This window comes from Streptomyces sp. NPDC056883, from assembly GCF_042788835.1.
GTDB classification, from domain to species: Bacteria; Actinomycetota; Actinomycetes; order Streptomycetales; family Streptomycetaceae; genus Streptomyces; species Streptomyces stoeckheimensis.
In genome coordinates, this window is record NZ_JBHUBS010000015.1 from 104,085 (window position 1) to 115,704 (window position 11,620).

Consider the following 11,620-nt stretch of genomic DNA (forward strand, 5'->3'; position numbering starts at 1 on the left):
TTGCAGGCTTTCATCACGGCCCCTCCGAGGGGCCGGGCGGCCATCGGGGCCGCCGTGGGAACCGGCACTGTGAACAGGGGATCCGTCATGACGAGCAACAGCACGGGGACGAGCACCGGCGGCTTCTCCGACGCAGGGCTGCGCCGACTGCGCGAGGTGCTGGCACGGCACGTCGAGTCCCGGAAGATTCCCGGCCTCGTCGCCCTGGTCGGCCGCGGCGGCCACACGCACGTCGAAGCGATCGGGACGATGCGCCACGACGGTGGCTCGCCGATGCGCCGGGACACGATCTTCCGGATGGCGTCCGCGTCCAAGCCGGTCACGATGGCGGCGGCGATGGTCCTGCTCGACGAGTGCCGGCTGCGGCTGGACGACCCGGTGGACCCGTGGCTGCCCGAACTCGCCGACCGGCAGGTGCTGAAGCGGCCCGACGGACCGCTGGACGACACCGTGCCGGCACACCGGCCGATCACCGTACGGGACCTGCTGACCTCCACCTTCGGGCTCGGAGTGGACTTCGAGTCGATGGCTTCCCCGATCCGGGCCGCGACCTTCGAGCGCCTCGACTACAGCGTGGCATCCGGGCCGGCGCCCGAGCCGGACGAGTGGATGCGGCGCCTCGGCGAGCTGCCGCTGCAGTACCAGCCCGGGGTGAGGTGGCAGTACGACCTCAGCAACGAGGTGGTCGGTGTGCTCGTCTCCAGGGTCGCGGGCCGGTCGTTGGAGTCGTTCCTGCGCGAACGCGTCCTCGATCCGCTGGGCATGAAGGACACCGCCTTCCACACGCCCGCGCACAAGATCGACCGGCTGCCGCCCCTGTACGGACCCGACCCGCAGAGCGGCGAGTTCCTCGTGTGGGACGAGGCGGCGGGCGGAAGGGCGAGCGCGCCTCCCGCGTTCCAGGGCGCCGGCGGCGGGCTGGTCTCCACCGCCGACGACTACCACGCCTACTTCCGGATGCTGCTGAACCACGGGATGCACGGGAGCGAACGGATCCTGTCCCGCGCCGCCGTCGAGCTGATGACCACCAACCGTCTGACGCCGGGGCAACTGGCCGCCCGGGAAGCCATGTTCGGCAACGTCGCCCACCTGTCGTCCGGCCAGGGCTCGCACGGCGGCTGGGGCTTCGGAATGGCGGTGCGCACCCATCGCGGCGACTACGCCCCGACCGGCCAGTTCGGCTGGTTCGGCGGTACGGGCACCTCCGCCTACGCGGACAGGACGCATCAGCTCACCGGAGTCCTGCTCACCCAGGTCGGACTGTCCACCCCGGATTCGGCGCGCGCCATGAGCGACTTCTGGACCACCCTCTACCAGGCCGTCGACTGACGACGAGCTCACGGCCGGTGCACGGCCAGCCAGCCCTCGGCGTAGGCGACGGCCTCGGGCAGGTCGAACAGGCGGGCCTCCGCGCCGCCCACCGTGCCCCGCGCCACCGGGCGGTCCTTCTCGAAGGCCGCGCCCAGGTCCTCGAAGTCGTCCGAGGAGACCGCCGTGTCGCGGACCGTGGTCCAGCGGCGGCCCTGCAGGGTCAGGAGGGCGAAGGAGTTGTCCTCCAGCGGCCCCGCAACCCGGTACTCGGCCAGGTGGAAGGCCGTGCAGGAGTCGAAGCCCGCGCCCAGCAGCAGGATCCGCGCCCCGGCCTCCTCCAGCCGGGCGAGCGGGCTGCGCTCGCCGAGCCGGCAGTCCGGCACGTGGCCGTCCGTGAGCGTGGCGGCGCGCGGGCCCAGCGCGGCGAAGGACGTCTGCGGATGGCCGCTGCGGACGGCGCCCGGCCAGGTGCGGACGGCTTCCGGGACGGCGCCCATGCCGCGGGTGGGCGTGGTGCGCGCGTCGAAGGGCGGCATCGCGGCACGGATCTCCACCCACCAGGCCTCGGGCACCGGCGGGTTCGACCACTGCGCCGGATCGGAGTTGTCGCCCGAATGCGTCGGCACCACCAGGGTCCCCGCGTCCCCGAGGGCATCGAGCAGCGCCGTGACCACCGTGGCGGCGCCGCCGCAGACCCAGCCGAGCGAGCTGAGGGAGGAGTGCACGAGGAGGGTTTCACCGGGGCGCAGACCGAGCCCGCGCAGCTCGGCGGCGAGCGAAGCGCGCGTACACAGGGGGCCGGCCTGAAGGTTCATGGACACAAGGGGTCAGTGTCGGGGGCCCCGCTCCCCCGCGCCACCGCATTGCCTGACGCCGGGCCGGATCCCGTCACCGGCGGCGCCGGCGGCGCCGGGCCACGGCATGGGCCGCCACGCCCGCGGCGGCCAGGGCGGCGGCCGTACCGACCAGCCAGGGCGTGTGCCCCGGGGCCGGTCCGGCGGCCCGGTCCCGGCATGCGGGGCGATTCGGGTCGGCGGAACCCGCCACCCGGTAGCGGGCCCAGACCTCGTCGCCGCCCGCCCAGCGGACCTCGTACAGCCCCGGCCCGGCATCGCAGCGGATCGTCGCGGCGGCCGTGACGACCGCCTTGGCCCCGCGCATGACGGCCTTGCCGGTGAACCCGGGCGAGGTGAGGGTGTCGCCGTACCCCGCCGACGCGTCCGAGGCCGTCGGCGTCACCTCCTCGCCGGGCCGGAACGTCCGTACGTCCCAGGGCGACTGCGGCCAGGAGAGGCCGGCGGGCCAGTGCTCCTCCGGCTGTTCGGGGGGAAGGGCCGCGACCTTCCCGGGGCAGGCCGCGCGCTCGGCCGCGCCGATGCCGGCGACCTCGACGCTCACCCAGGGCTCGCCCCCGGCCCCTTCGGTGGGCCCGCCGGGGCCGGTCTGCCGGACCGGGTAGACCCCCGGAGGGGTGTCGCAGGCCACGGTGGCCACGGCGGTGATGACCGGATCGTCCATCCTCAGCGTCCCGGGTTCGAGGAAGATCTCGGAGACCACCCGGTTGCCGTTCTTCCCCGGCAGCCAGGCGGGGAGCGTGAACGTGAGCCGCTCCCCGGGGCTCGCGGACAGCCGGGCCCCGGCGTCCGGCGGGGTGGACTGCGGGGTGGACTGCGGGGTGGACCGCGGGGTGGGCCGATCCGCCGTCCGGGCGGCGAACGCGGTTCCCGCGGACGGCATCAGGAGCATCGTCAGCGCGGCGACCCCGGCGGCAGCGGTCTTCGTCCTGCCCATGTGATCTCTTTTCTGTCTACCGACGATCTTGTCGTACGGAGAGTGGGTTCCTTGAGATCCAGCTGGTTCACCGCCGTCGCCGTCGCCGTCGCCGTGATGGCGGCCGCACCGGGTACCGGTCCCGCGTCGGCCGCGACCGTCCCTCCGAGCGCCACCGCGAGGCCCGGCAGCACCCCGCCCCCGCCGCCGTCCTCCGCCAGGGTCGTCGCCGAAGAGGCGTACTGGACGGCCGAGCGCATGGCCGCCGCCGTGCCCGTCGACGACGCGCGGGGCCGGGTGACGGCCGGCGGGCCGGCCGGCCCGCAGGACAGGACCCTGTCCGCCGCTCCGTCCGGGACCCCGTCCGGCACCTACTTCGACGGCATGCCGATGGTGGGGACCTTCTTCTACCGGGAATCCAAGGTCGGCAACGCCGACACCTCCTGCACCGGCAGCGTGGTCCGCAGCGCCCGCAAGAACATGGTGCTCACGGCGGCGCACTGCGCGGACGGCATGGCCGGGCCGGCGAACCACGCCGTCTTCGTGCCGCAGTACCGCCACGGCAGAGCGGCCCGCGCCCAGCCGTTCGGGATCTTCCCGGTCAAGACCAACGGCGTGTACACGGACCCCCGCTACGCGTCGAACGGCAAGGCCGCCGTCTCCGACCTGGACGTGGCCTTCGTCCTGGTCGAGCCGAACGCCAAGGGGAGCGTCGAGAAGGTCACGGGGGCGCTGACCTTCACGCCGGGGAGCACCTACGAGCATCGCGTCACCGTCGTCGGCTACCCGTCCGCCTCCGGCGTCAACCCGAAGCACAAGGCCATCCGCTGTGACGTGCCCACCACCCGGCTGGGCGGCTTCCGCCAGATGCGGATGCTGTGCAAGGGCTTCTACGGCGGTGTGTCCGGCGGCCCCTGGATCAAGGACTACGACGCGGCCAAGCGCACCGGCAAGGTCGTCGGGAACACCGGCGGCCACCACGGCGGCGGCAACGACTCCTGGGTGACGTACGCGCCGGTGTACGGCAAGGACGCGCAGGACCTGTACGCCGACGCCGACGCCGGTCGCGATCCGGGCGCCCTCACCCGGCCGCCGTACCGGGGTTCCGCGGACGGCTCCCTGCTGCCCGGTCCCGGTGACCTGTGGACCCATGCCCGGCAGATCGCCTCCGGCGACTTCACCGGCAGCGGCCGCAGCAGCCTGCTCGTCGTCTGGACCGACGGGGAGGTGACCCTCTTCCCGGGTGACGGCAACGGCGGCTTCCTGCCCGAGCGCCGGCTCGCGGCGCCGAACGCGGGCTGGAAGGCGGTCGCCACCCTCACCGCCGGCGACTTCACCGGCTCGAACCAGTTCGACCTGATGGTCCGCTGGAAGGACGGCCGGATGACCCTGCACGGAGACGTCGGCTCCAACGGCCTGGGATCCGTCACCGAGATGGCCCCCTCCGGATCCGTCTGGAAGTACGCCACCCAGATCGCCGCCGGACGTTTCCACGCGAGCACCTACGTCACCGACCTCATGGTCCGCTGGTCCGACGGCGAACTCGGCCTCCACACCGGCGTCGGCGCCGGCACCCTCGGCCGGGAGTACCGGCTCAGGAAGCCCGACGCCACCTGGAAGGGCGCCGCCCTGCTCACCTCCGGGGAGTTCTCCGGCCACCGGAAGTGGGACCTGATGGTCCGCTGGTCCACCGGCGCGCTCGACAGCTACGTCGGCACCACCACCGCGGGCCTGGGCGGCAAGCAGACCGTCCACGGCCCCGACCGCACCTGGACCCACAGCGTGCTCATGACCACCGGTCGCTACACCGGTGACGGCCTCGCCAACGACCTGATCATCCGCTGGACCGACGGCGAGACCTCGATGTACGAGAACACCCGCGCCAACCGTCTCGGCCCCGAGCGCATGCTCGTCCCACCGCGGGCCTGACCGGGCCCGGAAGCGGACGTGCACCCGCAGGCCGCTTGTGGGGGAAGAGCGAGCGGCCCGCGGGTGGTCGGGTGGCGGGTCAGCCGCGGATCCAGCCGGTGAAGGCGGGGGCCGACAGCGCGGTGTCCAGGGTTTCCAGGACCGCCGGGGCGCGGGTGTCGTCCGGGGCGGTCAGGGACAGGGTCGCGGAGCGGGTGGTCATCGCGAGGGGAACCACCGTCCACGACGCGGGGAGGCAGGACACGAGGCGTACGGCCGTGGTCTCGGGGGCCGCCGAGGACGGGGCGTCCTCCGTCATGCTGATGCTGACCGTCAGGTGGGTGGGCATGCGGGGCTCCGTACGTGGGTGGGGTCGGGTTCAGCGGGCGGCCGGGACCGGCGCCTGGGCCGGGGCGGGCAGGTAGGGCAGGACGGCCGTGCGGGGCGCGGTCAGCGCCGCCAGGACGCCGGCGGAGCCGGTGGCCAGGTCCGTGGACAGGCGCAGCAGGTGGTCGCCGAGGAAGCCGGTGGCGTACGGGTCGTTCTCGTGGGCCACCGCGAACGATTCCAGGCCGGACCTGAGTTCTGCCAGAGCCCGGGCAGTGGCCGCCGAGCCGTCGTCCGTGCAGCTCAGGGCGGCGAGGGCGCCGGCGCGGCCGGTGAACAGGCCGCAGGCCGGGTGGAACTGGGACGTGAGGTCGGTCAGCAGCGCGTCGTGGACGGCCGTCAGGTACGGGTCCCGGTGCGCGGCGAGGTAGTGGTGGACGGCGATGGCCTGCCCGGCTCCGCCGTGGGCGAGCTGGACCCGGTGCCACGGAGTGGGCAGCGGCTGCCGGGACAGTTCGAGGTCGTGTACGAGGGCCACGCGCGCGGCGTCGTCACGGCCGGCGGCGAGCAGGAAGAGGGCCTCCCCGCTGGCTCCGCGGAGCAGGCCGGGGCGTTCCTCCAGGGTGGGGCTGTTGACGAGGGCGGCGGCGAGTTCGCGGGCGGCCGTGTCCTCGCCGAGGTGCAGCAGGGCCAGGCCGAGGCCCGCGATGCCGCCAAAGAGGCTGCGGTCGGGGCTGCCGTCGCGCAGGGTGGCGGTGGACAGCAGGCCGTGGGCCCGGTCGAGGAGGGCGGCGGCCTCGTCGGTGCGCCCGAAGTCGTGCAGGACGCAGGCGATGCCGGCCAGTCCGTCGTAGAGGCCCGGCCGCGGACCGGTGACGGCGCGGGCGGCGTCCGCCAGCCAGTCGAGGTGGGCCTCGGGGACGGTGATCCCGGCTCCGCGCAGGGCCCACAGGACCCCGGCGGCTCCGTTGGCGATGTTGAGGCCGCCGTCGGCGTGCAGGAACTGGTCGGCGTCGCCGGGGAAGAGGCGGTCCGTGCGCTCGGGGGTGGCGCAGGTCAGGATGCCGGTGGCGATGCGCTCGGGGGTGGCCAGCGGGCCGCCGGCGGGCGCCGGGGCGTGTCCGAGGTCGGCGCGGACCTGGTCGGCGTACCCCTCGGGCACCGGGAAGAAGGCGGCGATCTGCGCGAGGAGGTCCTCGGAGCGGTGGCGGGTGAAGGACATCACCGGGGTCAGCGGCAGGAACAGGCTGAGGCGCAGGCAGCCCAGGGCGTAGCGGTCGACGGCGGTGCCGGTGGTGCCGGCGGGGGCGCAGAATCCGGGGGCTCCGATGGCCTGGCCGGTGTGGCCCTCGATGGGGAGGGTGGTCTCCAGGTCGATGAAGGCGACGGTGCCGTCGGGGCGGATCAGGACGTTGTTGGGGTGCAGGTCGCCGAAGACCAGGCCGCGTTCATGCATGGCGGTGACGGCGGCCTCGATGCGGTCGAGGACGTCCAGGGCCCAGGCGGTGTACTCGGCCACGGGCATGGCGGTGTCGCGGGCGGTGACCGGGTGGAGCATCGGGTTGCGCTCGGCGGTCTCCTTGGTCAGGGCGTTGCCGTCGACGAACTCCCGGGTCAGGAACCAGTGTTCGGCGCCGCGGCGCCAGTCCAGGACCTTCGGGAACCAGGGCAGTCCGTCGAGGGCCGCCATCGCGTCGTGCTCGCGGCGCAGCCGCTCCACGGCGTCGGCTCCGGCGTCGTCGAGGCCGGCGTGCGGGCGGCCCTCCTTGACCAGGACCTCGTGTCCGTCGCGGGTGTCGGTGGCGCGGTAGACGCCGCCGCCGTTGGAGAAGTGCAGGGCCTGGGTGATCTTGAAGGGGAAGTCCCCGAGGGAGCCCCCGCGGTTGCGTTCGGCCAGCGCCTGCACCACGCACGGCGGCAGCTGCAGCCAGGCCGGCGGGCGGAAGGAGGGGCCGCGCACGTCGGGGACGAGGTTGCCGTCGGGGTCCTCGATGCAGGGCACGGGGGCGCCGTTCGGGCCGGGGCCCAGCTTCAGCTTGAAGCCTCCGTAGCGCAGGTACAGGGGGCCCGCGCCCCAGCGCAGGTCGCTGAGGACGGCCGGTCCCGGGCGGCCTTCGAGGAGGGCGTCGAGCTCGGTGAGTACGGTCTCCAGCTCCGCCTCGTCGCGGGGGTAGAGGGTGATGAACTTGCCGCTGCTGCCCCGGTCCCCGTACTTGCTGTTGCGCAGCATCAGCATCGAGGGGCTGGTGAGGAACTTGAAGAGCAGGGAGCGGGAGGTGCAGTACGCGCTCACGATGTCGAGGACCTCGGGGGCCGTGCGCTCGGTCGCCGATACGTGGATCTTCCAGCCCTGGCCGGGGAGTTCGAGTCCCGGAGGGGTCAGGACGGTCCACTCCCCCATCGGCTCACGGGTCCACCCGGCGGGGGCCTCGGCGGTGGCCGCCGGGAAGGCGTCGGCGCCGGTGATCGCGGCCGGACGGTCGTAGAAGGGGGTGCCGGGCGGGCAGTGGGCAACGTGTCGCAGGGACATGGCGGGCCTCCGTGGGCGGCGTACGGGAGAAGTCAGGGGAGCAGCGGGCCGAGGTAGGAGACGGCGAACCACTTCCAGAGCGGGTGGTGGCCCGCCTGGACCTCGGCGACGCCGGTGCGGTCCGTTCCGTTCGGCGCGGGGGTGGCGGTGACGCGGTGCAGCGGGTACGCCTTCATCTCCAGCCAGGGGCGGTCACTGGCGACGGGGAGCATGGCGGTGACCGGGGCGAGGACGTCGTGGCCGGTGGGTTCGCCGAGGGTGGCGGTGCCGGTCTGCGGCCGGGAGAAGAGCCCGGAGCGGCGCAGGGTGACGGTGGTGCCCTCGGTGAGGTCGAAGCCGCCGCCGCCCCGGGGGACGAGGAGGCTGAGGCTGCCGTCGCGCTCGGTGGTGTAGCCGGCCGAGACGGTGGCGGGGATCTGTACGAGGGTGGCGGCCAGGGCCAGTCCGGCGGTGGCGAGCACTCCCGCGGCGGCGATGCGGGCGGGGCGGGCTCCGGCCTGCACGGCTTCGCGGACCAGGGTGGCGGCGCCCTTGCCGAGGCTCCACAGCAGGTAGCCGAGGGCGCAGACCATCATGCAGGAGCCGGCGATGCCCAGGCGCTGCAGGATGCCGGACCAGAGGGTCAGGGCGCTGGAGATCAGGTACAGGGGGAAGACCAGGCAGGCGAGGCCGTACGGAACGGACCAGCCGCGGCCGGGCAGTTCGCGCTGGTAGCCGCGGCCTCCGAAGACGATCCGGGCGAGGGCGCGGCGGGCGTCGGTCATGGCCTTCTCCCGCAGGTGGGAGATGTCCAGGTGGCTCATGAGGGCGAGGTAGCCGTCGAGCTTGACCAGCGGGAGCAGGTTCACCACGCAGACCATGTAGTTGACGAGGCCCACCAGCAGCAGGGTCTCGCGGGCCGGTCCGGCGGGGACGGCGAGGGCCGCGAGGGCGGCGGTCCCGGCGGCGACGGCCTGGATGGCGATGCCGGCGAGGGCGACCTGGACGCGCTGGTGCTTGCCGGGCAGCCGCCAGCCGTCGGAGACGTCGCAGAAGAACGCCGGCGACATGTAGAAGAGCATGAAGCCCATCCGGCTGGGTGTGCCGCCGTGATGGGTGAGGACCGCTCCGTGGGCCATCTCGTGGACGGCGGTGGTGGCGACCACGCCGAGCATCACGCAGGCGTACGCCCACAGGGGCATCGGGCTGGAGAGCGCCCTGTCGAGGGTGGCGCCGCTGGCGGCGAGGGCCAGGACGCCCAGCAGGACGACGGCTGCGGCCGCGCCGAGGACGAGGCGGTGGCCGAGCGGGCGGACCAGCGGGGCGAGGCGGCGCAGCATCCGCTCGGGCTTGACCAGGGTGAACTGGATGGTCAGCGGGCCCGCGAAGCGGACCCTGGCCGGCTTCTTGACGGGCCGTCCGTCCTCCAGGAGGTCGGAGTCGGCGAGGCTGCGGACCGCGCGGTCGATGTGGCCGGGGGTCCAGGGGGAGCCGAGTTCGGCGGCGAGCTGGTCGTGGTCGCGGCTTCCGTCGAGGAGGCGGACCAGGCGGGCGAGGTCCTCGCCGGTGCGGAAGTGCTTGTGCTCCCCGCGCTGGATCACCCAGGGGGCGTCTTCGGTGAGCGGTTCGCGCACGGCCACGTCGTCGGCGGTGCGGGGCCGCTCCAGATCGGGTGCGAAGGCGGTTTTGGCGGACATGGTGGAAGCACCTCGGATCAAGGGGGCGATGAGGACGTGTCCGGTGGGTCGGGGCCGGACGGACCGGTTCTGCCTGGGGTGCCCGGCGTGCTGGGCACGCTCTAGGCGATGTCGCGGGTGCGGACGAGGTGGCGGCCGGCGACGAAGGCGGCGGCGAGCCAGGCGGCGATGACCGCGTACGCCCAGGGCAGCGAGAGCAGGTCGGGCTTCACGTCCCGGTACACGGAGCTCATCGCGATGGTCAGGAGGTACTTGGAGACTTCGGGTACCAGCCGCTGCAGCCCGGGGTCCACCAGGAGCGTGAGGCCGATCAGGGTGGCCACGGCGCCGGTCTGGTTCCGGACGATCCAGCCGATGAGGGCGCCCCAGGGGGCGGCCAGGGTGCAGCAGGCGAACACGCCGACCAGGATGAGGGCGGTCTCGCCGTCGGCGGCGGCTTCCAGGCCGAAGGGCAGCGGGCCGAGGTAGACGCTGACGGCGCCGAGGGCGGCGGCGATCAGGCCGAAGGCGGCCCCGGCGGCGGTGGCGACGGCGAGCTTCGCGCCGAAGAGGCGGGAGCGGGAGCCGGCCAGGAGCGCGGAGCGGACCATGGTGCCGGAGGCGTAGTCCCGGGTGACGTGGACGGCGCCGAACACGGCCGCCAGCAGGAACATCATCATCCAGGAACGGGCCACGTCCTGGCCGACGGCCAGGGACGTGGACCCGTCGGCGATGGCCTTCTCGCCTCCGGAGACGTATCCGAAGGTGGTGATCAGGCACAGCCAGGCTCCCGCGAGCGGCAGGGCCCACCAGGCGCGGCCGGTCAGGGCCTTCCGGGTTTCGCCGGCGATGAGGTTACGCACGGGAGTAGTTCCTTTCCGGGGTACGGGTTCCTGCGGCGGTGGCGGCCGGGACGGCGGTGGCGGCCGGGTCGACGAGCTCAAAGAAGCGGTCCTCCAGGCGGCTGGCGCCGTGACCGGTGAGGTCGTCGAGGGTGCCCGCGTAGCGCAGGGAGTGCTGCATGATCACGACGTCGTCGACGGTCTGCTCCAGCTCGGCGAGCTGGTGGCTGGAGACGATGACGGTGCGCCCGCCGAGGGCCAGGGTGCGCAGGGTGGCGCGCAGCCAGCGGATGCCGTCCGGGTCGAGGCCGTTGGCCGGCTCGTCGAGGATGAGGATCTCCGGGTCGGCGAGCAGGGCGGTGGCCAGGGCGAGGCGCTGGCGCATGCCGGTGGAGCAGCCCTTGACCGGGCGATCGGCGGCGTAGTCGAGGCCGGTGTACTCCATGACCTGGTCGGCGCGGCCGGCGGGCAGGCCCAACACGGTGCACCAGATGCGCAGTTCGCCGCGGACGGTGGCGCCGGTGACGCCGCCCATGCCGTCCATGCTGACTCCGATGCGGTGGGCCGCGTCGGGGAGTTCGGCGTAGGGCTTGCCGAGGATGGTGGCGGTGCCGGCGGTCGGGGTGGCGAGCCCGAGCAGCATCCGCAGGGTGGTGGTCTTGCCGGCGCCGTTGCGGCCCAGGAGGCCGGTGACACGGCCGGCGCGGATGTCCACGGTCAGTGCGTCGACGGCGCGCAGGCCCTTGTAGGTCTTGGTGAGGCCGTTCAGCGAGACGGCCGGGTCGCTGCTGCTGCTCATCGCTGCCGCGTCCTTTCCGGGGTGTGCCGGGTGTGTGGGTGGTTCGGTCGAGCGGTGGTGCCGAGGGCCGGGCCCCGGCCGGGGGTTTCCCGGCCGGGCCCGGTCCGCATCGATCCGTTTCGGACGCCGCTCAGTTGCGTGCGGCTTGCCGGGGCGGGATCAGGTGGCGATGGTCACCGTGGAGATGGCGATGCCGATGGACACGCCCTCCCAGAAACCGGGGGCCTCGAGGACCTCGAGCTCCTGCAGGCCCAGCTCCAGGCCGTCCTGCGCGACGACCGCCGCGTTGTCGAGAATCTGCTCGCTCATGGCTGTTCTCCTTCGTGTGTCGAGTAGTGGGTGGTACGTGACTGCTGAGGGTGGATCAGGTGGCGATGGTGACCGTGGAGATGGCGATGCCGATGGACACGCCCTCCCAGAAACCGGGGGCCTCGAGGACCTCGAGCTCCTGCAGGCCCAGCTCCAGGCCGTCCTGCGC

The 11,620-nt window shown here is 73.6% G+C and carries 11 protein-coding genes; 2 read left to right on the plus strand and 9 right to left on the minus strand.

What is annotated here, in order from left to right; translation table 11 throughout:
- The first annotated feature begins 87 nt into the window (after window positions 1-87).
- On the plus strand, window positions 88-1,329 hold the full coding sequence (locus ACFRU2_RS30470; protein WP_382978065.1) for a serine hydrolase domain-containing protein: 1,242 nt from the start codon (window positions 88-90) through the stop codon (window positions 1,327-1,329).
- Between the two features lie 8 nt (window positions 1,330-1,337).
- Here ACFRU2_RS30470 and ACFRU2_RS30475 read toward each other — a convergent pair whose 3' ends face one another.
- Both ACFRU2_RS30475 and ACFRU2_RS30480 read right to left on the minus strand, forming a co-directional pair.
- Window positions 1,338-2,126, minus strand: coding sequence for an aminoglycoside N(3)-acetyltransferase (locus ACFRU2_RS30475; RefSeq protein WP_382978067.1), 789 nt, complete (start codon window positions 2,124-2,126; stop codon window positions 1,338-1,340).
- A 73-nt stretch (window positions 2,127-2,199) separates the two neighbouring features.
- Entirely contained in the window at window positions 2,200-3,102 is a 903-nt protein-coding gene (locus ACFRU2_RS30480) for a hypothetical protein (RefSeq protein WP_382978070.1), read from the minus strand.
- Between the two features lie 51 nt (window positions 3,103-3,153).
- Between ACFRU2_RS30480 and ACFRU2_RS30485 the strand changes: the two genes are divergently transcribed.
- Window positions 3,154-5,010 (plus strand): trypsin-like serine peptidase, encoded by a 1,857-nt coding sequence (locus ACFRU2_RS30485; protein ID WP_382978073.1) that lies wholly within the window; start codon window positions 3,154-3,156, stop codon window positions 5,008-5,010.
- 79 nt (window positions 5,011-5,089) lie between these two features.
- Here the strand turns inward: ACFRU2_RS30485 and ACFRU2_RS30490 are convergent, their stop codons facing one another.
- From ACFRU2_RS30490 to ACFRU2_RS30520, 7 genes are all read right to left on the minus strand, one after another.
- Window positions 5,090-5,338 carry a hypothetical protein gene (locus tag ACFRU2_RS30490; RefSeq protein WP_382978076.1) on the minus strand — a complete coding sequence of 83 codons (249 nt, stop codon included), beginning with the start codon at window positions 5,336-5,338 and terminating at the stop codon, window positions 5,090-5,092.
- A gap of 30 nt (window positions 5,339-5,368) precedes the next feature.
- A complete protein-coding gene (gene lanKC / locus ACFRU2_RS30495) occupies window positions 5,369-7,846 on the minus strand; it encodes a class III lanthionine synthetase LanKC (protein WP_382978079.1) in 2,478 nt (825 codons plus the stop codon).
- Between the two features lie 32 nt (window positions 7,847-7,878).
- On the minus strand, window positions 7,879-9,522 hold the full coding sequence (gene mpaP / locus ACFRU2_RS30500) for a daptide biosynthesis intramembrane metalloprotease (RefSeq protein WP_382978082.1): 1,644 nt from the start codon (window positions 9,520-9,522) through the stop codon (window positions 7,879-7,881).
- A gap of 101 nt (window positions 9,523-9,623) precedes the next feature.
- On the minus strand, window positions 9,624-10,364 hold the full coding sequence (locus tag ACFRU2_RS30505) for an ABC transporter permease (RefSeq protein ID WP_382978085.1): 741 nt from the start codon (window positions 10,362-10,364) through the stop codon (window positions 9,624-9,626).
- Window positions 10,357-11,142 carry an ABC transporter ATP-binding protein gene (locus ACFRU2_RS30510; protein ID WP_382978087.1) on the minus strand — a complete coding sequence of 262 codons (786 nt, stop codon included), beginning with the start codon at window positions 11,140-11,142 and terminating at the stop codon, window positions 10,357-10,359. The genes ACFRU2_RS30505 and ACFRU2_RS30510 overlap by 8 nt, the downstream gene beginning before the upstream one ends.
- 159 nt (window positions 11,143-11,301) lie before the next feature.
- Window positions 11,302-11,451: a daptide-type RiPP gene (locus ACFRU2_RS30515; protein WP_250744242.1), complete on the minus strand. Its 150-nt coding sequence runs from the start codon at window positions 11,449-11,451 to the stop codon at window positions 11,302-11,304.
- A gap of 55 nt (window positions 11,452-11,506) precedes the next feature.
- Complete coding sequence (locus ACFRU2_RS30520) at window positions 11,507-11,608, minus strand: daptide-type RiPP (RefSeq protein WP_308313499.1); 102 nt, start codon at window positions 11,606-11,608, stop codon at window positions 11,507-11,509.
- Between the last annotated feature and the right edge of the window lie 12 nt (window positions 11,609-11,620).